This is a genomic window from Pseudomonas sp. LjRoot277, from assembly GCF_964253845.1.
In the GTDB taxonomy this organism is placed as follows: Bacteria; Pseudomonadota; Gammaproteobacteria; order Pseudomonadales; family Pseudomonadaceae; genus Aquipseudomonas.
Genome location: NZ_CAXURI020000001.1, coordinates 4,611,233 through 4,633,486, shown reverse-complemented (window position 1 = coordinate 4,633,486; position 22,254 = coordinate 4,611,233). Strand labels below are relative to the sequence as shown.

The window sequence follows — 22,254 nt, the reverse complement described above, 5'->3', positions numbered from 1 at the left end:
AGGCCCCTTCCATTAACAGAAGGGGCCTGAGCCGCCGTGGCTCCAGCCGGATCGACTCAGCGGTCTGGCAGGGTGATATTGAGTTCCAGAATCGAGCAACTGCCCTGGTTTTCCAGAGCGACGTGCACGTCATCGGACCCGATATTGACGTACTTGCGGATGACCTCGACCAATTCCTTCTGCAAGGCTGGCAGGTAGTCCGGTGTACTGCGTTGGCCGCGTTCGTGCGCCACGATGATCTGCAGACGCTCTTTCGCTACCGACGCGGTGCTGACCTTTTTGCTGGCACGAAAGAAGTCAAAAAGATTCATTATCTACCTCCAAACAGGCGCTCGAAGAATCCCTTCTTCGTTACATCGAGAAAACGATGCTCCACGTTTTTTCCCAGCAGACGATCGACCGCATCGCTGTATGCCTGACCGGCATCGCTCTGGTCATCGAGAATGACCGGCACGCCCGAGTTGGAAGCCTTGAGTACCGCTTGGGATTCCGGAATGACACCCAGCAGGGCGACCGCCAGAATCTCTTTGACGTCTTCGACGCCGAGCATCTCGCCGTCACTGACCCGTTGCGGGTTGTAGCGGGTCAGCAGCAGGTGTTCCTTGATCGGGTCTTCGCCCTTTTCAGCGCGGCGCGATTTGCTGGCCAGCAGGCCGAGCATGCGGTCCGAGTCACGAACCGAGGACACTTCCGGGTTGGTCACGATAATCGCTTCGTCTGCGAAGTACATGGCCAGGTGGGCGCCTTTTTCGATGCCGGCCGGAGAGTCGCAGACCACGTATTCGAAGTCTTCTTTCAGCGCCATCAACACTTTTTCCACGCCTTCCACGGTCAGCGCGTCTTTGTCGCGGGTCTGACTGGCGGCCAGTACGTAGAGGTTTTCCAGGCGTTTGTCTTTGATCAGGGCTTGTTGCAGGTTGGCTTCGCCGTTTACCACGTTGACGAAGTCATACACCACGCGGCGCTCGCAACCCATGATCAGGTCAAGGTTACGCAAGCCCACGTCGAAGTCGACGATCACTGTTTTGTGGCCGCGCAGAGCGAGGCCGGTACCGATAGCGGCGCTGGTGGTGGTCTTACCCACACCACCCTTGCCGGATGTAACCACGAGAATCTTGGCCAAGGTGTTTCACCCCTAAGGAAAAAGGACTTGTTAGCCCCTGAAAAACATCTCTTTTAAAAACTACTGCAGTCGGACAGCCTTGGCTGGAATTCGGTTTTGAGCGATGCCTACCCCCGGTAAACACTGCTTTTGGCCTTTTTCCTACTTCGTTTGAGCCGTTTTCGCTACGTTTTAGAGATGCTTGGAAAATGCGGCAGTATCCGTTAAAGACGAATGATGTTCAACACATCGCCCGACAGGCTGACCTGTACACCCGCGCCCCACAAAGGGTCGCGACGCAGATCCTCCGAAACCTTGTAGTGGCCTGCGATGGAGACCAGTTCAGCGCTCATTTGCTGACAGAAAATCCTGGCTTTCGTGTCGCCTTTGACGCCGGCCAACACTCGGCCACGCATCGGGCCGTATACATGGATGTTCCCGTCGGCGAGAAGTTCCGCCCCCGGGCTGACCGACGAGATCACCACCAGATCGCAGCCCTGGGCATAAATCTGCTGCCCACCGCGTACGGGCGAGGTGATGATCTTCGTTGGCTTGATCGTCGGCTCCGGCGGTTTTTCCGGTTTTTTCTTGATTTGGCCTTCGAGCGGGTCAAGCGGGCGCTCACGGGCGCCGGACGGTGGCAGCACCGGCAGGTCGACCGCGATGGCCGCGGCGATGTCTTCGATGCGGCTGGCACGGATCGCCAGGGTGCGCAGGCCATGTTGGCGGCAGACGCGCATCAGGCCCGGCAGATCGACCGCACCTTCGCTGGCCGGGAGTTTGTCCAGGGCCAGCACCAGTGGCGCGTTACTAAAGAAGTTAGGCGCCTGGGCGACCTTGGCGGCCAGTTGACGATCGAGGTTCTCGAGGTCGTTACGGGCCAGTTCCAGCACCGTAATGGCGAGCATGCTGCCCTTCAGCTGGAACACGGGATCTTGGTCTAGCGGTTCGGTTTGGCTCATGGTCGGCATACAACGACTTGTCACTAAAAGTGCCGAGACTTATAACGAGAACGCCCGCGAGCCGCAAGCCGGGTCGAACGATGTAGAATGCGCGGCCATTGTCTTTCCGGAACCTTTAATGGATCGCCCGCGTTTTCGAACAGCATTTCTATCTCCACGTTTCTGGCCGCTGTGGTGTGGCTTGGGGCTGTTGTGGCTGATTGTCCAGCTGCCGTATCCGGCGTTGCTGTCGATTGGTCGCGCCCTGGGTGCATTGATGTATCGAGCAGCGGGCGACAGACGGCGCATTGCCAAGCGCAATCTCGAACTGTGTTTCCCTGAAAAAACCGCTGCCGAGCGTAAGCGCCTGCTCAAGGAAAACTTCGCCTCAACAGGCATCGCGTTTTTCGAAATGGCGATGAGCTGGTGGTGGTCGCGCGAGCGTCTGGCGAAGCTGGCTCACGTCGAAGGCCTGGAGCATTTGAAAAAAGCCCAGCGCGACGGCAAAGGCGTGATCCTGATGGCCGTTCATTTCACCACGCTGGAAATCGGCGCGGCGTTGCTCGGCCAGCAGCACACCATTGATGGCATGTACCGCGAACACAAAAATCCGTTGTTCGACTACGTCCAGCGCCTGGGTCGCGAGCGGCACAACGTCGACTCGCTGGCAGTGGAGCGCGACGACGTGCGCGGCATGCTCAAATTGCTGCGGGCAGGCCGGGCAATCTGGTACGCACCGGATCAGGACTATGGCGCCAAGCAAAGTATCTTCGTGCCGCTGTTCGGGATTCAAGCCGCGACCGTCACCGCCACCAGCAAGTTTGCGCGGTTGGGCAAGGCGCTGGTGGTGCCGTTCACTCAGGAGCGTCTGGCGGACGGCAGCGGTTATCGACTGGTGATTCATGCACCGCTCGAGGGTTTCCCCGGCGAAACCGAAGAGGCCGATTGCCTGCGGATCAATCAATGGATCGAAGGCGTCTTGCGTGAATGTCCAGAGCAATACCTCTGGGCCCATCGTCGCTTCAAGAGCCGTCCGCCGGGTGAGCCGAAGCTGTACGCAAAACGCGGTTGAACCACCGTCCTTATAAGCACCATGGAGTGTTGCGATGAGTCCTGCTGAACCGGTTACAGGGTTGATTCTTTCCGGCGGCGGGGCTCGGGCGGCTTATCAGGTCGGTGTGCTGGCGGCGATTGCCGAGCTGTTGCCGGTCGGCGCGAGCAATCCGTTTCCGGTGATCGTCGGCACCTCGGCCGGCGCAATCAACGCGGTCAGCCTCGCCAGTGGAGCGATGGATTTTCGTGGTGCAATTCAACGTCTGACAGCCTTCTGGCAGGGCTTTCGCAGTCATCTGGTGCTGCGCAGCGACTGGCCGGGCGTGATCCACCAGGCCAGCCGTTTTGTCACCCACAGTTTGCTCGGGATTGGCGCTCAGGTGCCGGTGGCGTTGCTCAACAGTTCGCCGCTGCGCGGATTGCTCGACGACAAACTGCAGATGAGCGGGATTGCCGAGGCCATTGCACAGAAGCAGTTGCAGGCGGTTGCGGTGACTGCGTTTGGCTACGAGTCCGGTCAGGCGGTGACCTTTTATCAGGGCGGCGGCACCATCAATGCCTGGTTGCGCCATCGGCGAATCGGCGTCCCCACGCAATTGACCGTCGACCACTTGCTGGCCAGCTCCGCCATTCCGCTGTTGTTTGCGCCAGTGAAAATCGGTGAAGAGTATTTCGGCGACGGCGCGGTACGTCAGTCGGCACCGATCAGTCCGGCGCTGCACCTGGGCGCCAGCCGAGTGCTGGTGGTGGGCGTCAGCGGCAACCCCCGCGGCGTCGACCCGGAACAACCGCTGCTGCGCGCCTACACTGGCCAGCAGCCGAGCCTGGCGCAGATCGGTGGGCACATGCTCAACAGCACGTTCATTGACAGCCTGGAAAGCGATATCGAGTTGCTGCAGCGGCTCAATCAGTTCAGTCATCTGCTGCCCGATGGCACGCCGACTCGCGCGCTGGGTGTTGCGCCGGTGGACGTGCTGGTGATTTCGCCGAGTCAACCGATCGATGAGATTGCGGCGCGGCATCGGCAGGAATTACCGGCAGCGCTGCGCCTGTTTCTGCGCGGGCCGGGGGCGACCAAGACGAGCGGGGCGGGGGTGCTGAGTTATCTGCTGTTCGAGGCGGGGTATTGCAGCGAATTGATTGATTTGGGGCGGCGGGATGCGTTGGCCAAGCGGGATGAGTTGTCCCGGTTTCTGGGATTGTCATAAAGCAAAGATCGCAGGCTGCGCCAGCTCCTACATAGGAACGCATCTCCCTGTAGGAACTGCCGAAGGCCGCGATCTTTTGACTTTAAATCAGAAGTGGAACTTCACCAGGAAGCTCGTGGTGCTCTGATCGGTTTTGAAGCCCTGACTGTCTTCAATACCGTACTTGTTTTTCCAGTAGTCATACTCGACGCCAACGTACAACTGCTTTTCGCCAAGGTTCAGCGCCTTGCCCAAGTCGTATTTGACTTGTGGATTGAAGTGCAGGTTGGCGTGGTATTCGCCTTTTTTGTTGACGTCGTTGTCGACCACCCAGTCCATGAAACCGTCGATCAGGATGTTCGAATCGCCCACCGGGATGGTGTAGGACCAGACCGGGGTGATCTGCCAGATGTTGTCACCCGGACGGTCGCCTTCGGTGTGACGGTTGTAGAAGTTCAACTGGAAGTAATCGAAGCCCGGGATCGCCAGGTCAAAAGCAGGACCGACCAGGTAGGACTCGGTATCGTCTTCACCGAACTCGTAAGTCATGGCCAGCAGCACATCTTTGATCGGGCCGAACTCGAGTTTCTGATCGAAGATCTTGCCGAACGAAAGGCGCGGGCTGATTTCACCGTAGTAGCTGTTCTCACCGGCGTAGTAATCTTCCTTGCCGTTGTAGAAAATCTTGTCGATGAACATGAAGTTGTCACCGTATTTCCAGCCATCGACGTGTTCGAAGGTCACCGTCTGCTGAATGCGCGGATTGACCTGGAAGTCCTTGCCATACAAGTAGGACAGGCTGTTGTTCTGCCATTGCAGCAAGTCGCCGGCCATGGCCTGGCCCCCGGCCAGCAAAGATCCCGCCAGCATCAGGCTAGTGCACGTACGTTTCATTCGGTTGCTCCCAAAAAGTAGGTGGTTCCACGTTATTTTTCTAAGGTCGGCGCTCTGGTGTGGCGCCTTTTTCTGTCGCTGTAAAAATCATCCAATCGGTCAGCTTCAGTGCTGTTAGCAAGAGCTGAGCCAAGGCTTTTGAAAAGCCAAAAAACTCCCGTTCGGCGGCTCAAGAGCGGTCGATTGAGAGTGGTTTTGGAGTGCCTTGGTACCGTCCAGTGCCGGGATAAGTTGGCTTTCTGGTCAGGAATTAAATCCGGGCTTTTTTTTAGACCAGATTCGGGCGGCCGCGGAGAATACTGACTCCTTGGCCAGGTCTCAAGTGCCCCGCAACAGCGCACCGACGACAGGTTTGGAGCACGGTTGCGGGCCATCTAGAAATGCACCTTCAGCAGCAGGCTGGTGGTGTTCTCATTAGTGTCGAAGTTGGCGGTGTTCTCGATGCCGTATTTGTCTTTCCAGTAGCTGTACTCGACGCCGACGTACACCTGTTTCTCCCGCCAGCCCAGGGCTTTGCCCAGGTCGTACTTGATCTGCGGGTTGAAGTGCAGATTGGCGTGGTAGGTGCCATGTGAGTTCTGGTCGTTATCCACGACCCAGTCGATGTAGCCGTCGATCAACAGGTTCGAGTTGCCCAATGGCAGGGTGTAGGACCAGGCTGGCGTGATCTGCCAGACATCGTCGCCGGGACGCGAGCCTTCGGTCTGGCGATAGTAGAAGTTCAAGGTGAAAAAATTGAAGCCCGGTACCGCGAGGTCGAAACCGGGGCCGATCAGATAGGCCTCGGTGTCGTCTTCGCCATTCTCGTAGGTCATGGCCAGCAACACGTCCTTGATCGGACCGAATTCGAAACGGCGGTCGAGGATTTTGCCGAAAGACAGGCGCGGACTGAACTCGCCGTAATAGGCGTGAACGCCTTTGTTCCGGTCTTTCTCGCCGTTGTAGTAAGTGCTGTCGACGAACAGGAAGTTGTCGCCGTACTTCCAGCGGTCGGCGTGCTCAAAGGTTATCGTCTGCTGGATCGACGGGTTGACCGCAAAATCCTTGCCATACAGATAGCTCAGGCTGTTGGTCTGCCACAGCAGTAAATCGCCGGCCATGGCCTGACTGGCGGCCAATAGACCACCGCCCAACAGCATGTTTGTCTGTGTCCGAATCATCTGTTGCTCCCTCTTGTTTTTATTGTTTGAGGCACAGGCAGCCGCTGACCTGTGGGAGCAGGCCCGCTCCCACAGGTTTTGTGGCTTTAGTCAGTTAATGCGGGTGCGCGTGGCAGTCGTTGATGGCCGCGCGTTCGGCGCCGCCGAGGATGTTGAACAGCAGGTTCAGCGACAGCGCACTCAGCGTGGCCATGGCGATTCCGCTGTGGGTGATCGGGCTCATCCACAGCGGCAGGTGGGCGAAGAATTCCGGACGGACCACCGGAATCAGCCCCATGCCGATGCTCACCGCCACCAGCAACTGGTTGCGACGGTCACCGATGTCGGCTTCCTGAAGAATCTTGATGCCGGTGGCGGCGACCATGCCGAACATCGCAATGGCGGCGCCGCCCAGTACGGCGGGCGGAATCGAAGCCACCAGAAACGCGGCTTTCGGCAGCAAACTCAACACCACCAGCAAACCGCCGGCGACGATGGTCACCGAGCGGCAACGCACGCCGGTCATCTGCACCAGGCCGATATTCTGCGCGAAGGAGGAGTGGGTGAAGGTGTTGAAGAAACCGGCAAAGAACGAGGCGCCGGCATCACACAACAAACCGCGACGCAGCATCCGTGGGCAGACGTCCTGGCCGGTGATTTTACCCAGCGCCAGGAACATCCCGGTGGACTCGACGAAGATGATCACCACCACCAGGCACATGGAAAGGATCGGTGCGAGTTCGAACTTTGGCATGCCGAAATGCAGCGGGGTCACGAATTGCAGCCATGGCGCCTGGGCCATGCCGCTCAGGTCGACCATGCCGATCAGGCCGCAGAGCACGTAACCCAGGCACATGCCGATCAGCACCGAAATGTTGACCCAGAAACCGCGCATGAAGCGGTGGACCAACAGAATGGTGGCCAGCACCAGCGCGGCGATGGCCAGGTAAATCGGTGAGCCGAATTGAGCGGCGCCCGCACCGCCACCCGCCCAGTTGACAGCCACGGGGAACAGCGACAAACCGATCGAGGTGATGACTGTGCCGGTCACCAGAGGCGGGAAGAAGCGTACGACTTTGGACATGAATGGCGCGATGATCATGCCGAAGAATCCGGCGGCGATGGTTGCACCGAAGATCCCTTGCAGACCGATGCCCGGCATGCCGGCCATGGCGACCATGCTGCCGACGGCGGCGAAACTGGCGCCCATCATCACCGGCATACGAATGCCCATGGGGCCGATGCCCAGCGACTGCACGATGGTAGCGATCCCGGCCACCAGCAGGTCGGCGTTGATCAGGAAGGCGATTTCTTCACGACTCAGGCCAGCGGCCTGTCCGATGATCAGCGGCACCGCGATCGCTCCGCCGTACATCAGCAGAACGTGTTGCAGTCCGACCAGGATCAGTTGCAAAAGGGGCAAACGCTGAATGGCGGGTGCGTCGGGGATGCGTGCTTTGGATAGCTCGGACATGCAACACCTCGGATCTTTTTTATTCTTGTGATTTTGTGCATCAGGTTGACCGCGGTGCGGCCAATCGCGAGCAAGCTCGCTCCCACACAAGCAATGCAAAACCTGTGGGAGCGAGCCTGCTCGCGAAGCTTTTCAACGGTTAGTTGGTTGGAGCTCCCTGAACAATCCAGGCGCCGATCAGGTCACGTTCCTGCTGGGTCATCTGGGTGATGTTGCCCAGTGGCATGATCTGGCTGGTGACGGCTTGAGCCTGGATGCGCGCCGCGTTCTGACGGATCTGCTCGGGGGTATCGAACATCACGCCGGCCGGTGCAGCGCTGAACAGCGGGCTGGTCGGTTTGGCCGAGTGGCAGACCGCGCAACGTTCCTGAATCACGCTGTGCACCTTGTCGAAACCGGGGCCGGCGTTGGACGCCTGAGCCGGTGCTGCGGCAGGTGCAGCAGGTTTCGCCGCTTCAGGTTTCACACCACCACCAAGAGCGGTCTCCGGCAGCGGCTGGTACTCGATGGTGCCAGGCGCCTTGGCCACTTCAGGTGCGCTGGGCATCTGCGCCGGGCCAGTCACGTAAGCCAGGCAGATCATGCCGACTGCCGCAACGGGCAGGGTCCAGGCAAATTTGTGGCTGTCATGACGGGTGTTGAAGTAGTGACGCACCAACACCGCCAACACCGCGATCCCGGCCAGGATCAGCCAGTTGTATTGGCTGCCGTAGGTGCTCGGAAAGTGGTTGCTGATCATGATGAACAGCACCGGCAAGGTGAAGTAGTTGTTGTGACGCGAACGCAGCAAGCCTTTGGCCGGCAGCGCCGGATCCGGCGTGCGGTTTTCGGCAATCGCGGCAACCAGTGCGCGCTGCGCCGGCATGATGATGCGGAACACGTTGCCGACCATGATGGTGCCGATGATCGCGCCGACGTGCAGGTACGCACCACGACCGCTGAACACTTTGCTGAAGCCGTAAGCGGCGCCAATGATCAGCACGAACAGGATGAAGCCGAGCAGGGCAGGGCGTTTACCCAGGGCCGAGTCGCAAAGGAAGGAGTAGACGAACCAGCCGACGAACAACGAGGCAATGCCCAGCGCGACCCCTTCAGGGCCGGTCAGGCTGCTGCCCGGTGCCAGCAGGTACAGCGTCGGGTTGGAGTAGAACACCACGCACAGCAGCGCGATCCCCGACATCCAGGTGAAGTAGGCTTCCCATTTGAACCAGTGCAGGTTGTCCGGCATGGTCGGTGGAGCCAGTTTGTATTTTTCCAGGTGATAGATACCGCCGCCGTGGATCGCCCACAAATCGCCCGCCAGACCACTTTTCGGGTTGACCCGATTGAGGTTGTTTTCCAGCCAGACGAAATAGAACGACGCGCCGATCCAGGCCACGCCAGTAATCATGTGAACCCAGCGCACGCTCAGGTTCAGCCATTCCAACAGATGTGCTTCCACAGTCTTTACCTCTCGCCTGTCACTCTGTTGTCGAGTGATCAGACCTTCTCTTATTGGTGGGGGGCGAGGATCAAACGCTCATCCTCTTTGAAAAAATGCTCATCGCAGTTATTGCCTGTGCCACTGCGATCAACCACCAGGAAGTCATCCCGCTTTTCGATCGTCAGCACCGGATGGTGCCAAACGCCGCGATGGTAATTAATGCCCTGCCTGCCGTTGGTGACGAAGGCGCGGACCAAGCCTGATACAGGTTCATCGCCAAGTGGCGCGACCACGATCAGAAAAGGGTTGCCGAGCAGCGGAATGAAAGCCTGGCTGCCCAGCGGGTGACGCTCCAGCATGCAGACGGTCAGCGGCATGTCCTGCGCGTCGGCGCGGAAGATGCTGATGATCGCGTTGTCCGCCGGCGTAGCGGTTTCCACCGTCGCCAGTTTGTGGAAGCGCATGGTCGAACCGTTGTTGATCATGAAGTGATCGCTGCCGTCGGTTTCGATCACGTCACCGAAAGGGGCGAAGGCTTCTTTGGTCAGCGGTTCAATCGTCAATGTGCGCATGCTGGTCTTCTTTTCCGAGTTCTGTGTTGTTTGTACTGCTTTTGTGGCGAGGGAGCTTGCTCCCGCTGGAGTGCGCAGCGCTCCCAAGCTTTTTGGGCCGCTGCGCAGCCCAGCGGGAGCGAGCTCCCTCGCCACAGGGTTCAGCGCTTACTTCGCGACCTTGCCCAATACCCGCAGGCGGCTCACACCACCATCCGGGAACACGTTCAGGCGGATGTGAGTGATCGGGCCCAGCGCCTTGATCTGCTCGGCGAAGGTGTGTTCGGCGTGCATTTCCAGTTTCTGCGCCGGCAGCAATTCGCGCCAGAACAGCGATTGGGTTTCGATCTGGCTGTCGGTACCACCCTTCACGAACGCGCCCTGGATCGAGCACGTGTCCGGGTAGTTGCCCTTGAAGTGCAGGGTGTCGACGATGACTTTCTCGATTTCGCCGGCATGGCCCAGCGCGACGATGACCCAGTCATTGCCTGGCGTGCGACGACGTGCGGTTTCCCAGCCGTCGCCCATGTTGATGCCACGGCCCGGGTTGAGGATGTTGCTCATGCGACCGAAGTGTTCGTCGGAGCAGGCGAGGGCGCGACCACCGTTCAGGGCTGCGGCCAGGTCAACTTGCTCGTTGTCGCCCACAGCCGACCAGTCGCGGAACGGAATACCGTAAACACGCAGACGGGCTACGCCGCCATCCGGGTAGATGTTGAAGCGCAGGTGACTGAACGCCTGGTCGTTGTTGATTTCGTGGTAGTGGTGGCTGTTGCCTTGCAGCTCGACGGCGGACAGCACTTCAGTCCACTGGGTGTTTTCGTCTGGCTCGCCCGAGGCCAGGAAGCACGCTTCCAGGGAGGCCGACGGCGGGAAGTTGCCGGTGAAGAATGAAGTGTCGATGTCCACGCCTTTGATCGAACCCGGTACGCCCAGGCGGATCACGGCGCTGTCGTAGCCTTCGAAGCGCTTGCGGCGCGACTCCCAGCCGTCCATCCACTTGCCGTTGTCATCGAACACGCCCTCCTTCCACACAGCCGGGGTCGGCTGGAACAGGCGGTTGGCATCAGCGAACCAGTCATCGGTGACCGAGATGATTTTGGTGCCCAGGCGGGCGTCGGCCAGGTTGACGAACTTCTCGAAAGGTACGGCGTAAGCTTTCATTCTTCTTGTCTGCCTTTAATTAGTTGGCTTGGGATGCTCGCAGGAGCCCTGGGTGCTTTTTGCGTTTAAGAACACTCGGGGTTTTTCACAAGGGCTGCTCGCTAAAGGGTCAGTAATCGGAACAGGGCGATCTTGTTGATCTCCGCCAGCGCGCACTTGAACTCGGTGTCTTCCGGGTTGTGAATACGCGTTTCGAACGCCGCGAGGATCTGATGCCGGTTGCTGCCTTTTACCGCCATGATGAAGGGAAACTTGAACTTGGCTTTGTAGGCGTCGTTCAGCTCGGTGAAGCGCTGGAACTCTTCGGCCGTGCATTGGTGGATACCCGCGCCAGACTGTTCTTCAGTGCTGGCAGCGGTAAGCTGGCCCTGGACGGCGGCTTTGCCGGCCAGGTCCGGGTGAGCGTTGATCAGTGCCAATTGGCTTTCATGATCGGCGCTCAACAGGATGTCGCTCATGCGCTGGTGCAGGGTTTCGATCTCGTCGATCGAAGCGTCCTGGCCCAGGTCGAAGGCCTTTTCGGCCACCCATGGCGAATGTTCGTAGATGTCGGCGAAAGCGGCGACAAACGCGTCGCGGCTCAGGTTCGATGGTTTCAGGGTTTGGAACTGACTCATTTCGTGGCCCCTTGATACGGGTGGGTTTCGTGCCAGTGGCGAGCGATGTCGACGCGACGGCTGAACCACACCTGTTCATGACTTTTAGCGTATTCGATAAAGCGTTTGAGCGAGGCCAGACGCGCCGGACGGCCAATCAGACGGCAGTGCAGGCCGATCGACAACATCTTCGGTGCTTCGGCGCCTTCGGCATACAGCACGTCGAAGGCGTCTTTGAGGTATTCAAAGAAATCGTCGCCCTTGTTGAAACCCTGGACCTGGGTGAAGCGCATGTCGTTGGTGTCCAGCGTGTACGGAATCACCAGGTGCGGCTTGCCGGTCGGGTTGTTCGGTTCCCAGTAGGGCAGGTCGTCGTCGTAGGTATCGCAGTCGTAGAGGAAACCGCCTTCTTCCATCACCAGTCGGCGAGTGTTCGGACCGGTGCGGCCGGTGTACCAGCCGAGCGGACGTTCGCCGGTGATTTCGGTGAGGACGCGGATCGCTTCGAGCATGTGCTCGCGTTCCTGCGCTTCGTCCATGTACTGATAGTCGATCCAGCGGTAGCCGTGGCTGCAGATCTCGTGTCCGGCATCGACCATCGCGCGGATCACGTCCGGGTGGCGCTGGGCGGCCATGGCCACGGCGAAGATGGTCAGCGGAATGTCGAATTCCTTGAACAGTTTCAGAACCCGCCAGACGCCGGCACGGCTGCCATACTCGTAAAGGGATTCCATGCTCATGTTGCGCGCGCCTTGCAGCGGCTGCGCCGAGACCATTTCCGAAAGGAAGGCTTCGGATTCTTTATCGCCGTGCAGGATATTGCGCTCGCCGCCTTCTTCGTAATTGAGCACGAAGGACAAGGCGATGCGGGCATTGCCCGGCCAGTGTGGGTGAGGAGGGTTACTGCCGTAACCGATCAGGTCGCGTGGGTAGTCAGCGCTCACTGCAGTCTTCCTTCTTATTCGTTCGACTTGTTCAAGGTCAGGGTTGTGTGGCGGCCTGCAATGTGATGACAGGCTGGCGTCACAGCGATGGGCTGATTGTATACAACTTTATATCAACTTTGTAAGCCTGTTTTTTTGCATTTTTCAAAACTGTCATCTTCACATGTTATTGCAAGAAACCTGCCTGATTGGTCAGCTAATGGATGGAAGGTCCTCTGATTCTATGGCGCGGCGGTAGATTCGGCGGGAATCACTGAATGACGGGTATAGCGGTAAATATGTTGTTTTTATTGTGTACAATTTTTTTGAAAAGTGTCTTAATCAGTCGCTCGCCGCAGCGTTTCGTGCTCCGAATCGGTGCGGTCTCCTTTTCAACTGACTTCGGGAGGCGCGAGGTCTGACTGCTCCACGCAGGCAGGCGCGCAGAATCAATGGGACGTTTGACTACACACGTTTTGGACGCTGCACACGGTTGCCCGGGCAGCTCGATCAAGGTCGAGTTGTATCGCGTAGAAGGTTCGCAGCTGGAATTGGTCGCCACTGCGATAACCAACAGCGATGGCCGGGTCGATGCACCGCTGCTGCAAGGCGATGACTACCGTTCAGGGGTCTATCAGGTTCAGTTTCATGCGGGCGATTACTACCGCGCCCGTGGCGTTCAGCTGCCAGAACCCGCGTTCCTGGATGTGGTGGTGCTGCGGTTTGGCATCTCTGCGGAACAGGACCACTACCACGTGCCGTTGCTGATTTCGCCGTACAGCTATTCGACCTACAGAGGAAGCTAGGACTTTCCCCCCAGAATCCTGCGCATAAGCTTCTTTGGTCTTTCGCCCGCTCACACTGCGGGCTTTTTTTTGCCTTTGGGAAAGTCAAAAGATCGCAGCCTCGTTTCACTCGACAGCTCCTACAGGGGATCGCGGTTTCCTGTAGGAGCTGTCGAGTGAAACGAGGCTGCGATCTTTTGATCTTGCTTTACTAACGGCTCAACAGAGACGCAGCACCGGCACCACTGAACAACCCCGCACTCACCCGGTTAAACCAGCTCTGTCCCTTGCCGCTGCGCAGATACCGCGCCGCCCCGTGAGCACCCAGCCCATAAGCCAACTTGCACAGCAAATCCAGCACGGTCCAGGTCGCAATCATCATCAGCAACTGCGGCAGGAACGGCTGCTCGGCACTGAGGAATTGCGGGAGGAAAGCGGCGAAGAACAAAATGTCTTTCGGGTTGCTGGCGCCCAACATAAACGCGCGCCCGAACAGTGCACGAAAGCGCGGAACCGGCGCAGCCTGGGGCACTTCAGCGCCGTGGGAGGGCTGGCGTGATTGCTGCCAGCTCTGCCAGGCCAGGTAGAACAGGTACAGCGCCCCGACGATCTTCAGCGCGCTGAACAACTGTTCCGATGCCAGCAGCAAGGCGCCCAAACCCAGCGCCGACGCACTGAGCAAGCAGATCGACGCAATCACGCCACCCAGAAACGCCGGGTAAGAACGACGCAAACCGAAATTCAGACTGTTGCTGATCATCAGCAAAGACAGTGGCCCCGGGATCAGGATTACCACCAGCGCAGCGCCGCTGAACAGCAGCCAGGTTTCCAGACTCATCACTTTCCTCCATTTGCACAAAAGCCTCACCCGACGGGGTGAGGCTGTTTTGAAACACTGTTTTTGAAACGTAGACGGCTTACAAGAAAATGAACTTGGCGATGAAGATCGCGCAGAGCACCCACAGGCTGACGGAAATTTCCTTGTGCTTACCGGTACAGGCTTTCAGTACCACGTAAGTGATGAAGCCCAGCGCAATGCCGTCGGCGACCGAGAAGGTCAGCGGCATCATGATCGCGGTAACGATCGCCGGAATGCTGTCGGTCGCTTCGTCCCATTCGATGTGCGCCATGCCGCCCATCATCAGCATCGCTACATAAATCAGCGCACCGGCGGTTGCGTAAGCGGGGATCATGCCAGCCAGCGGTGCGAAAAACATTGCGGCAATAAATAGCACACCTACGGTCACGGCGGTAAGACCAGTCCGACCACCTGCCGCTACGCCAGCGGCACTTTCCACGTAGCTGGTGACTGGCGGAACACCGACCACCGCACCAAATACGCTGGAAGCACTGTCGGCTTTCATAGCGCGGGAGAGGTTTTCGATTTTGCCGTCAGCATTCACCAGACCGGCGCGCTGGGCGACGCCCATCAGGGTGCCGGCGGTGTCGAACATGTGCACGAAGAGGAAAGCGAGTACCACGCTGATCATGCTGACGTTGAATACGCCGGCGACATTCATCGCCATCCAGGTTGGTGCCAGGCTCGGCGGGGCAGACATGATGCCCTCGTAGTGCACCAGGCCCAGGCCCCAACCGGCCAGAGTCACGGTGATGATACTTATGAGAATTGCACCGAACACTTTGTGGTAGCTGAGCACGGCAATCATCAGGAAGCAGATGGCGGCCAGCAGCGGGCCAGGTTCGCGCAGGGAACCGAGCTTGATCAGGGTGGCCGGGCTGTCGACCACGATGCCCGCGGTTTTCAAGCCGATCAGCCCCAGAAACAGGCCTACACCGGCGCCCATGGCAAAACGCAAACTGACCGGGATGCTATTGAGCAGCCATTCGCGGATCCGCGAAAAGGTCAGGAACATGAACAACACACCGGACACGAACACCGCGCCAAGGGCGGTTTCCCAGTTGTAGCCCATGGTGCCGACCACGGTGTAAGTGAAGAAGGCGTTCAGGCCCATGCCCGGCGCAAGGCCGACCGGCCAGTTGGCGTACAGGCCCATCAACAGGCAACCCAGCGCGGCGGCGATGCAAGTAGCGACGAACGCGGCACCGTGATCGATCCCGGCGTCGGCCATGATGTTGGGGTTGACGAAGATGATGTAGGCCATGGTGATGAAGGTTGTCAGACCGGCAATCAACTCGGTCTTCACCGTGGTGCCATGCAAGCTGAGTTTGAAGATGCGCTCCAGCCAGCCATTGCGTAATGGCGGCGAGAGTTCCAGCGTCGGGGCTTCGGATTTGCGGCTTTCCACAGCGAATACTCCTCAAGAGTTTTATTGTTATTTCCAGGGCCGGACCCATGAGGGTGGCAGCGACCCTTTGAGGTACTTGCGAATTTGTTGATCTCTTGGTCAGGAACTCGCACGAAGTGGATTATGCTTTTGTATACAAATAAAGCAAATAATGTTTTTGATTTTGTAGACGAAAAGTTTGTTGATCGGGATATATCGGCTATAGACGATCGGTTACTCGGTTGGCGCTTGGGTTTTTCCTAAAGCCAGATTCACCGCCAGCCACCCATTCACCGCCGTCTCCCCGGCCTCGGCAAATACCCGCTCCAGCAATTTCACCTGCTCACGCCGCAACGACTGCTCAAACCGCGCACCATCGTCGGTCAGCTCCAGCAACCGCTTACGCTTGTCGGTTTCGGACGCGACACTGTTCACCAGATGCATCTCCACCAACTGGCGCAGCGGAATGTTCAGCGCCTGCTTCGTTACCCCGAGCAACGCCAGCAACTCCTTGACGCTCAAGTTCGGGTAGCGCGCGATAAAAAACACAATGCGCTGATGCACCCGGCTCAAACCGCGCCGCTCGAGCATTTCGTCGGCTTTCGCGGTGAATGCCTGATAACCGAAGAAAAACGCTTCCATCGCCTGTTGCTGAGTCGCAGGGTTTTTAAGGTCAAGCATGTTGACGTATCCGTCCGGTCTGTCGTAATTTCGGTCAATCAGTTTGACTCATTTTCCTCAGGCCTCGCTACCGGTGACCCCCCATGGCATTTTCCGAACGTGTCTCGCGCCTTAAAAGTTCTTTGATCCGTGAAATTCTCGCCGCCGCCCAGCGCCCGGAAGTAATGTCGTTCGCCGGCGGCTTGCCCGCCGAAGCCATGCTGCCAAAAGTCGAGTGGGCCGACATGCCGCTGTCCATGGGCCAATACGGCATGAGCGAAGGTGAGCCGGCGCTGCGTGAAGCGCTGGCAGCAGAGGCGCGGGCGCTGGGCGTACCCTGCGAGGCGAGTCAGGTGTTAGTGGTCAGCGGCTCCCAGCAAACCCTCGATCTGGCGGCCAAGCTGTACATCGACAACGGCACCGAGATTTTGCTCGAAGCGCCGACTTATCTGGCGGCGTTGCAGATTTTTCAGCTGTTCGGCGCCGACTGCATCACTGTCCCGCTGGAGGCTGATGGCCCGAACCTGGCGCAGTTGCGTACTCGTCTGGAGAAACACCGTCCGGCGTTCATCTACCTGATCCCGACTTTTCAGAATCCTTCGGCCGTGCGCTACAGCGAAGCCAAACGCGATGCCGTGGCAGCATTGCTCGATGAGTTCGGCGTGACCTTGATCGAAGACGAGCCTTACCGCGAGCTGACGTTTGATGGCGGCAGCGCCACGCCGATTGTCAGTCGCTTGAAAAAGGCCAGCTGGATCTACACCGGCACCGTATCGAAAACCCTGTTGCCCGGATTGCGAATCGGTTATCTGATCGCCAGTCCGGATCTCTTCCCGCACTTGCTGAAACTCAAGCAATCGGCCGACCTGCACACCAATCGCTTGGGCCAGTGGCAAGCGCTGCAGTGGATCGGCACCGACAAATTCCAGCATCACTTGAGCGAGCTGCGGGACTTCTACCGGGTTCGTCGGGACGCGTTCCAGTCAGCCCTGGAAACGCATTTTGCGGATTTGGCGGACTGGAATGTGCCGCAGGGTGGGCTGTTTTTCTGGCTGACGCTCAAGCAGCCGCTGGACACGCGTACGCTGCTCAAGGCTGCACTGGCAGCGGATGTGGCGTTCATGCCGGGCGAGCCGTTCTTCCCCGAACCGGCCAGCAATCCGGGGTATTTGCGCCTGAACTTCAGCCACATCGACCCGGCACGGCTGGACGAAGGGCTCAAGCGGCTGGCAGCGGTGGTGCGTAAGGCCCAGGCGGTAAAAGCAGCCTGAAGCAGCTGATGCGAGAGGGTGCAGAAACAAATAAACCGGCCAATGGGCCGGTTTATTTTTATCCGAAATCTGTACGGTTTCAGGCGGCGGCAAACCGCTTGTCCAGATAATCGATGATCACCTTGGACTCATACATCCAGGTCGTCTGGCCATTCTCTTCGATGCGCAGGCACGGCACCTTGATCTTGCCGCCCTGTTCCAGCAGGGCCTGGCGATCCTGTTCGTTGTTCTTCGCGTCGCGCAAGGCCACCGGCACGTTCAAGCGGCGCAGGGTGCGACGGGTTTTCACGCAGAACGGGCAGGCGTGGAACTGATACAGGGTCAGGTCCTTGGCGGCCGTCTCGACCTGAGCCTGAGCGGCGGCAGGGCGCTGCTTTTTGCCTGGGCGGGTAATGAAGTCGATGAAGATGATCAGTTGGCCAAGGCCGACACGAAGTGCTTTAACGAACACGGTATAAGCCTCACAGGGGCAAACAGAAGGCGCGCAGCTTACCTGATTTTCACGGACGAAAAAAAACCGGCGATGAATGCCGCTAAAAGAATGTTTTATCCGCTTTTACGTAGTAGCTGATCCGCGAGACGCATGAAGCAACCATCGCGGATTACCGTGGCGGTCCCGGTGAACAAGGCGGCACCGTCCAGCGCCCCGGCTCCGCTGACCGTGATCCTAGAACGGCCCAGCGTGACCGGATGTTGTCGCGCCGCCGGGAACTGCTGTAAGTCACCTGATGGAGTCCGCTATGTGTCGTGACCCGAAGTCCAAACCCAACCTGCGTGGCAACTACTGTGATGTGCAATCGTTCCCCTTCCAGCTCCAGCTGGAAATTGTTCCGTTGGAAACCTGAAAGGTTGTTTGGCATCCCATGTTATAAGTTTGTGCTGGGGTGCCTCCTAAACTTGTGGTGGTGGCACTGTTGGAGTAGGGGTTGTAATTTGTTGTGTATGTTGGAGCTGTGCCTGGGATGTAAACTTGACGCGAACTTGAGTAGGTTAAGTATTTTATACCGCCGTCCGTGTCATAGACTTGTTGAGGCGCCCCCCAGCTTAGTATGAGATCACCCTCAGGCGAGCCAACCCAAGAGGCTAGCTTGGCCTCATATTTTGCGGTAGTTGCGCATCCAGCTATAAAAACTGCACAGCAGACTAAGAGAAAATTAGGGGTGTTCATGATGCTCCTCTTATTAAGTGCATAACTCCTATTAGGCGGCATACCCTGTCGCGAGAGGATGTCGTCTTGTCTAGCTTAGACGTGGTTGCTGCAAACGCGACATCGCCCAGAGAGAAACGCGATTGGGGTGACGGCAAGCCCGACAGCGGTGAAGGTAGCAGGACACCGCCTATTTGCCATAGGCGGCACCAGAAACGTCAAGGGCCTGCATCGCTCCCTTGGCGACCGGGCGCACACGACCCCTAGCTGCCATCCACGAAAGCCAGGCGGCTTACCGAGTGCTGAACCTTGCCGGGGCTAACTATATTGCATCACCGCCATAAGCTTTCCATGCGACATCAAATCCTTCTGCTGGGATTTTAATATGGTAGCCTTGTATGTTAACTAGCACTGGCTCTCCTTTTTTAAATGCGTTGACCAAGTAAGAATTACCTTCTTTAGTGGACGCAAAATATCGAAGCACGCCCATAATACCCAATCTTTTACATCCGGCCTTCATTTTTACTCTCTGCCCATTAATTTGTATAATTACATCACTTAACTCATGGCTGGCCGGTGTAATACAGTTATCACGCGCTGAGTCGTAGAATCTGAACTCTACTATCTGCATCCCTGTTGGGCTATCACCAATTCCAGCCTGAATTGATTTAGTGCTCTCGTCTTGATGAGTTACATAGGCTTGAGCGAACCCATCGTTGAGCCAAGAGTTTATGCTTCTCCATTCTTCTTCAGCGAAGGCTGAAAACGATACTAAGCACAATGCACAAATGATTTTTTTCATTATGTCCTCCGGCCAAGCTGCTTGGCGTATATGGTGAACAGACCTCGGTTTCTTAAGCAAGACCATAGGTCTGCTTTTGGCCGGCCTGGGACAACCAGCACGGGCGGAATCTGCGCCCCGATAGATTCCGACCAGCGGCAGCGTATCCCCGCCGTACCCTGACCAGAAACGATAAGGGCCTGCATCGCTGCAAGCCCTTGTTTTTTATGTGATTCTGGTGAGAACCAGTCACATGCAAACCGGCGAAGAATGCCGGTTTTCTTCTGCCGCAAATTACTTGATCAGACTGAGAAACTCGCTGCGAGTAGCCGCGTTTTCGCGGAACTCACCCAGCATCACCGACGTGATCATCGACGAGTTCTGTTTCTCTACACCGCGCATCATCATGCACATGTGCTTGGCCTCGATCACCACCGCAACGCCCAGGGCGCCGGTGACTTGCTGGACCGCATCGGCGATCTGGCGGCTGAGGTTTTCCTGGATCTGCAGGCGGCGGGCGTACATATCGACGATCCGCGCGACTTTCGACAGGCCCAATACCTTGCCGCTCGGGATGTAGGCGACGTGAGCCTTGCCGATAAACGGCAGCAGGTGGTGTTCGCACAACGAGTAGAGCTCGATGTCCTTCACCAGCACCATTTCGCTGTTGTCGGAGCTGAACAAGGCACCGTTGGTGACCTCTTCCAGTGTTTGTTCATAACCGCGGCAGAGGTACTGCATGGCTTTGGCGGCACGTTTTGGCGTGTCGAGCAGGCCCTCGCGGGAGACGTCCTCGCCCAGTTGGCCGAGAATCGCGGTGTAGTTCTGTTCCAGTGTCACAGAGGCTGATTCCATACGGGTTTCAGAGGGGTACTGTTTCTGTCTGTACCAATTGTGTACCAATCAAGCTCTTTTCAATCTTCCCGGGCTCACCCCAGTCGGTGCTGGCGTTGATCCATCGGGTGCAGGTCGATAGCAATATCTGAACGCTATGACCGAGCTGAGTGGCAATAAACGCAGGGTTCATCCCCGACATGGGGCACATGGTAGCGTATGTGTGCCGGCAGTTGTATTGCCGGCGGGCGCGAATCCCCAAATCGGTCATTTCGGGTTTGCGCATCCCGCTACACCCTGTCGCCAAGGTGCAGCAGTGATGCTTCCCTTAAGCCTGTCTTGCTCATCAGGCCGAGCAGGTCGTCTCAGGCGTGAGTGATCGACAGATCGCTGATGATGCAGACAGAACCGTCTAGCGGGTCGGTGGTGTCGGAGTAATCGATCTGGTTGTACACACCACCGTGGAAGGCGAGTGTTTTCGTGTCCCAGGTGTTGTCGAGGCGCATGATCGCGGAAGTGGATTTAACGCCGTTACAGCTAGCCGATACAGAGACGGCGCCGCTCGAATTGGCGTGAATGTTGATTTTGAAAAGTGCACCGAGCGGCACGTTCTCCAAAATCGTCGAGTTGACCGGATCGTCCTGGAGGTAACTGGTTCGGAACCCCATGGTGATTTTTCCTTTGTTCCAGAACACCTTTACCGGAGGTCGCTCTGAATCCTTCACATGGATCTGGCCGATCACGACTTTCTGCAGCGAGTTGACCTTCGTCAGTCGCATTTCTTGTCGGTTCCAGTGGTCCGCTGCGCTGGAGAACAGCCAGTAACCTGGCTCTTTCCACTCACAGCGGGTTCGTAGTGTGCTCTTGCTCGAGGCTCCAAGTGTCGGCGCCGTCATCTGCAGCGAACCATCTTCAAGCATTGAGATGACGTCGGGGCATTCGAGAAGTGCCCGCCAGCCGATGAGCTCAAGCGCAATCGGGTTGGTGTCGGAGATTGGAAGCGGGGTAGCGATGGTGAAGTTGCTGATGTCTACAGTCATGGTTTTTGCCTCAGTCCATTGATGTCGCTTTTTGCTCTGGTGAGCCTTGCGTTTGATGCAGGCCTACATCCCACTGCCCACTCAGTGAATGGGCAGAAGTGATGCCTGGCAGCTTCCGATCGATTTCCCGTTGGCTTGAAAACAAATATGGGCGTTCCCATATTTTGTGTCAATGGGTATTCCCATATTTTATTCCGCGCCTATATTTCAGGTACAAAAAAGCCCGCGCTTGGCGGGCTTCTCTTGGATGAATTTACCGCGAGTACATCGCCCACCAAAAGACATGGCCCAGGATCGCAATCTGCTGCTCCTGAATCTCGGCGAACGTGTAGTCCTCGTCTGGATGCTCGTCACGGTTGAAACTGCGGAGGCGGATCCCACTTGGCAGTCGGTAGACCTGTTTCACACGGAGCTGGCCGTTGTGGTTGATCGCGTACATCTCGCCGTCGACGATGTCGCCCAGCGAGTTCTTTCCGACGTTCATGCCAACCGTAGCGCCGTCGCGCAGTACCGGGAGCATGCTGTTTCCGCTCACCACCACGCACTTGGCGTTGTTGAACTGCACGTTGTTGTGACGCAAGTCTTTCTTGAAGAAACGCAGCCTGGCGCTGTCGTTTTCTGCGATCACGAAACGGCCTGAACCGGCCGCCAGCTCAACTTCACGCAGGAAGGGGACATAAACCTCGTCGTCATCCAGGGGCGTGCTGTCGTCCCAAGGCTGGATGTCTGACATTGAAACGCCTGGAGGGATGCGATTCAACGGAACAGCATCGGACACGCCTTTAAGCATGTCACCGACACCTTCAGCCAGCCACATCGGTGAAACGCCACACACCGAAGCGATCTGGGCAGCAAAGGCTGTTGCCTTCGATTTCCCGCGCTCAAGGTCGGAGATAGAGGTTTGCGTCAGGCCGGCGCGCGCGGCAAGCTCGGTCTGATTGAGCTTGGCGTGTTGGCGGGCTGCTTTGAGTCGTTCTTTAAATTCCATCTGCGGAGTATTACGGGAGCTCCCATATCATTGCAAATCGTTATCCCGATAATTT

The 22,254-nt window shown here is 57.7% G+C and carries 23 protein-coding genes and 1 pseudogene; 4 read left to right on the top strand and 20 right to left on the bottom strand.

Going from position 1 to position 22,254, the window contains the following annotated elements; translation table 11 throughout:
• Positions 1-56 precede the first annotated feature (56 nt).
• The 3 genes from minE to minC form a co-directional block, all read right to left on the bottom strand.
• Positions 57-311 carry a cell division topological specificity factor MinE gene (gene minE / locus ACSQ87_RS21825; protein ID WP_007898843.1) on the bottom strand — a complete coding sequence of 85 codons (255 nt, stop codon included), beginning with the start codon at positions 309-311 and terminating at the stop codon, positions 57-59.
• Entirely contained in the window at positions 311-1,123 is an 813-nt protein-coding gene (gene minD / locus ACSQ87_RS21820) for a septum site-determining protein MinD (RefSeq protein ID WP_223430582.1), read from the bottom strand. Before minD ends, minE begins: the two co-directional genes overlap by 1 nt.
• 203 nt (positions 1,124-1,326) lie before the next feature.
• Complete coding sequence (minC, locus tag ACSQ87_RS21815) at positions 1,327-2,064, bottom strand: septum site-determining protein MinC (RefSeq protein ID WP_046054034.1); 738 nt, start codon at positions 2,062-2,064, stop codon at positions 1,327-1,329.
• A 118-nt stretch (positions 2,065-2,182) separates the two neighbouring features.
• Here minC and ACSQ87_RS21810 point away from each other — a divergent pair, with 118 nt between their 5' ends.
• Entirely contained in the window at positions 2,183-3,115 is a 933-nt protein-coding gene (locus tag ACSQ87_RS21810; RefSeq protein ID WP_150656321.1) for a lipid A biosynthesis lauroyl acyltransferase, read from the top strand.
• Positions 3,116-3,149: 34 nt separating this feature from the next.
• Entirely contained in the window at positions 3,150-4,304 is a 1,155-nt protein-coding gene (locus ACSQ87_RS21805) for a patatin-like phospholipase family protein (protein WP_223430581.1), read from the top strand.
• A gap of 87 nt (positions 4,305-4,391) precedes the next feature.
• Here the strand turns inward: ACSQ87_RS21805 and ACSQ87_RS21800 are convergent, their stop codons facing one another.
• From ACSQ87_RS21800 to puuE, 8 genes are all read right to left on the bottom strand, one after another.
• Complete coding sequence (locus ACSQ87_RS21800; protein ID WP_223430580.1) at positions 4,392-5,177, bottom strand: outer membrane protein OmpK; 786 nt, start codon at positions 5,175-5,177, stop codon at positions 4,392-4,394.
• Positions 5,178-5,551: 374 nt separating this feature from the next.
• Positions 5,552-6,337: an outer membrane protein OmpK gene (locus ACSQ87_RS21795; protein ID WP_223430579.1), complete on the bottom strand. Its 786-nt coding sequence runs from the start codon at positions 6,335-6,337 to the stop codon at positions 5,552-5,554.
• Between the two features lie 94 nt (positions 6,338-6,431).
• Positions 6,432-7,790: a nucleobase:cation symporter-2 family protein gene (locus tag ACSQ87_RS21790; protein WP_076027965.1), complete on the bottom strand. Its 1,359-nt coding sequence runs from the start codon at positions 7,788-7,790 to the stop codon at positions 6,432-6,434.
• 139 nt (positions 7,791-7,929) lie between these two features.
• A complete protein-coding gene (locus tag ACSQ87_RS21785) occupies positions 7,930-9,231 on the bottom strand; it encodes a urate hydroxylase PuuD (protein ID WP_056740369.1) in 1,302 nt (433 codons plus the stop codon).
• Between the two features lie 50 nt (positions 9,232-9,281).
• The gene (locus tag ACSQ87_RS21780) at positions 9,282-9,785 is read right to left on the bottom strand and encodes an ureidoglycolate lyase (protein ID WP_436274356.1); all 504 of its coding nucleotides are present in this window, start codon (positions 9,783-9,785) and stop codon (positions 9,282-9,284) included.
• Positions 9,786-9,932: 147 nt separating this feature from the next.
• Positions 9,933-10,928, bottom strand: coding sequence for an allantoicase (gene alc, locus ACSQ87_RS21775; RefSeq protein ID WP_017339775.1), 996 nt, complete (start codon positions 10,926-10,928; stop codon positions 9,933-9,935).
• 101 nt (positions 10,929-11,029) lie between these two features.
• Positions 11,030-11,545, bottom strand: coding sequence for a 2-oxo-4-hydroxy-4-carboxy-5-ureidoimidazoline decarboxylase (gene uraD, locus ACSQ87_RS21770; protein WP_223430578.1), 516 nt, complete (start codon positions 11,543-11,545; stop codon positions 11,030-11,032).
• The gene (gene puuE, locus ACSQ87_RS21765) at positions 11,542-12,468 is read right to left on the bottom strand and encodes an allantoinase PuuE (protein ID WP_111449005.1); all 927 of its coding nucleotides are present in this window, start codon (positions 12,466-12,468) and stop codon (positions 11,542-11,544) included. The genes uraD and puuE overlap by 4 nt, the downstream gene beginning before the upstream one ends.
• Before the next feature lie 431 nt (positions 12,469-12,899).
• Here puuE and uraH point away from each other — a divergent pair, with 431 nt between their 5' ends.
• Entirely contained in the window at positions 12,900-13,253 is a 354-nt protein-coding gene (gene uraH, locus ACSQ87_RS21760; protein WP_008146146.1) for a hydroxyisourate hydrolase, read from the top strand.
• Positions 13,254-13,443: 190 nt separating this feature from the next.
• Here the strand turns inward: uraH and ACSQ87_RS21755 are convergent, their stop codons facing one another.
• The 3 genes from ACSQ87_RS21755 to ACSQ87_RS21745 all read right to left on the bottom strand — a co-directional run bounded on the left by ACSQ87_RS21755 (position 13,444) and on the right by ACSQ87_RS21745 (position 16,159).
• Positions 13,444-14,070 (bottom strand): LysE family translocator, encoded by a 627-nt coding sequence (locus ACSQ87_RS21755; RefSeq protein ID WP_223433599.1) that lies wholly within the window; start codon positions 14,068-14,070, stop codon positions 13,444-13,446.
• Between the two features lie 79 nt (positions 14,071-14,149).
• Positions 14,150-15,499, bottom strand: a complete 1,350-nt coding sequence (locus ACSQ87_RS21750) for an NCS2 family permease (protein WP_150656312.1) — start codon at positions 15,497-15,499, stop codon at positions 14,150-14,152.
• 213 nt (positions 15,500-15,712) lie between these two features.
• Positions 15,713-16,159, bottom strand: coding sequence for a MarR family winged helix-turn-helix transcriptional regulator (locus ACSQ87_RS21745; RefSeq protein ID WP_429510574.1), 447 nt, complete (start codon positions 16,157-16,159; stop codon positions 15,713-15,715).
• An 83-nt stretch (positions 16,160-16,242) separates the two neighbouring features.
• Here ACSQ87_RS21745 and ACSQ87_RS21740 point away from each other — a divergent pair, with 83 nt between their 5' ends.
• Entirely contained in the window at positions 16,243-17,409 is a 1,167-nt protein-coding gene (locus ACSQ87_RS21740) for a PLP-dependent aminotransferase family protein (protein WP_436274355.1), read from the top strand.
• 79 nt (positions 17,410-17,488) lie between these two features.
• On the opposite strand, the gene ACSQ87_RS21735 is transcribed toward ACSQ87_RS21740, so the two are convergent.
• The 6 genes and pseudogenes from ACSQ87_RS21735 to ACSQ87_RS21710 form a co-directional block, all read right to left on the bottom strand.
• Positions 17,489-17,860, bottom strand: coding sequence for a glutathione S-transferase N-terminal domain-containing protein (locus ACSQ87_RS21735; RefSeq protein WP_129436949.1), 372 nt, complete (start codon positions 17,858-17,860; stop codon positions 17,489-17,491).
• Between the two features lie 1,018 nt (positions 17,861-18,878).
• The gene (locus tag ACSQ87_RS21730) at positions 18,879-19,358 is read right to left on the bottom strand and encodes a hypothetical protein (protein WP_436274354.1); all 480 of its coding nucleotides are present in this window, start codon (positions 19,356-19,358) and stop codon (positions 18,879-18,881) included.
• Positions 19,359-19,631: 273 nt separating this feature from the next.
• Entirely contained in the window at positions 19,632-20,177 is a 546-nt protein-coding gene (gene folE / locus ACSQ87_RS21725; RefSeq protein WP_010456659.1) for a GTP cyclohydrolase I FolE, read from the bottom strand.
• A 22-nt stretch (positions 20,178-20,199) separates the two neighbouring features.
• Positions 20,200-20,442 (bottom strand): annotated as a pseudogene (locus ACSQ87_RS21720) (site-specific integrase); the annotation flags it as partial.
• Between the two features lie 94 nt (positions 20,443-20,536).
• Positions 20,537-21,211, bottom strand: a complete 675-nt coding sequence (locus tag ACSQ87_RS21715) for a polysaccharide lyase family 7 protein (protein WP_223433596.1) — start codon at positions 21,209-21,211, stop codon at positions 20,537-20,539.
• A 253-nt stretch (positions 21,212-21,464) separates the two neighbouring features.
• Positions 21,465-22,199 (bottom strand): XRE family transcriptional regulator, encoded by a 735-nt coding sequence (locus ACSQ87_RS21710; RefSeq protein WP_223433595.1) that lies wholly within the window; start codon positions 22,197-22,199, stop codon positions 21,465-21,467.
• Positions 22,200-22,254 lie beyond the last annotated feature (55 nt).

Excerpts from the sequence above, each read along its gene's own strand:
- ACSQ87_RS21730 (WP_436274354.1), bottom strand. The coding sequence starts at position 19,358 with ATGAAAAAAATCATTTGTGCATTGTGCTTAGTATCGTTTTCAGCCTTC.
- minC (WP_046054034.1), bottom strand. The coding sequence starts at position 2,064 with ATGAGCCAAACCGAACCGCTAGACCAAGATCCCGTGTTCCAGCTGAAG.
- ACSQ87_RS21810 (WP_150656321.1), top strand. The coding sequence starts at position 2,183 with ATGGATCGCCCGCGTTTTCGAACAGCATTTCTATCTCCACGTTTCTGG.
- ACSQ87_RS21710 (WP_223433595.1), bottom strand. The coding sequence starts at position 22,199 with ATGGAATTTAAAGAACGACTCAAAGCAGCCCGCCAACACGCCAAGCTC.
- ACSQ87_RS21800 (WP_223430580.1), bottom strand. The coding sequence starts at position 5,177 with ATGAAACGTACGTGCACTAGCCTGATGCTGGCGGGATCTTTGCTGGCC.
- uraH (WP_008146146.1), top strand. The coding sequence starts at position 12,900 with ATGGGACGTTTGACTACACACGTTTTGGACGCTGCACACGGTTGCCCG.
- ACSQ87_RS21715 (WP_223433596.1), bottom strand. The coding sequence starts at position 21,211 with ATGACTGTAGACATCAGCAACTTCACCATCGCTACCCCGCTTCCAATC.
- ACSQ87_RS21795 (WP_223430579.1), bottom strand. The coding sequence starts at position 6,337 with ATGATTCGGACACAGACAAACATGCTGTTGGGCGGTGGTCTATTGGCC.
- ACSQ87_RS21745 (WP_429510574.1), bottom strand. The coding sequence starts at position 16,159 with ATGCTTGACCTTAAAAACCCTGCGACTCAGCAACAGGCGATGGAAGCG.
- ACSQ87_RS21790 (WP_076027965.1), bottom strand. The coding sequence starts at position 7,790 with ATGTCCGAGCTATCCAAAGCACGCATCCCCGACGCACCCGCCATTCAG.
- ACSQ87_RS21755 (WP_223433599.1), bottom strand. The coding sequence starts at position 14,070 with ATGAGTCTGGAAACCTGGCTGCTGTTCAGCGGCGCTGCGCTGGTGGTA.
- ACSQ87_RS21805 (WP_223430581.1), top strand. The coding sequence starts at position 3,150 with ATGAGTCCTGCTGAACCGGTTACAGGGTTGATTCTTTCCGGCGGCGGG.
- ACSQ87_RS21780 (WP_436274356.1), bottom strand. The coding sequence starts at position 9,785 with ATGCGCACATTGACGATTGAACCGCTGACCAAAGAAGCCTTCGCCCCT.
- minE (WP_007898843.1), bottom strand. The coding sequence starts at position 311 with ATGAATCTTTTTGACTTCTTTCGTGCCAGCAAAAAGGTCAGCACCGCG.
- uraD (WP_223430578.1), bottom strand. The coding sequence starts at position 11,545 with ATGAGTCAGTTCCAAACCCTGAAACCATCGAACCTGAGCCGCGACGCG.
- alc (WP_017339775.1), bottom strand. The coding sequence starts at position 10,928 with ATGAAAGCTTACGCCGTACCTTTCGAGAAGTTCGTCAACCTGGCCGAC.
- ACSQ87_RS21740 (WP_436274355.1), top strand. The coding sequence starts at position 16,243 with ATGGCATTTTCCGAACGTGTCTCGCGCCTTAAAAGTTCTTTGATCCGT.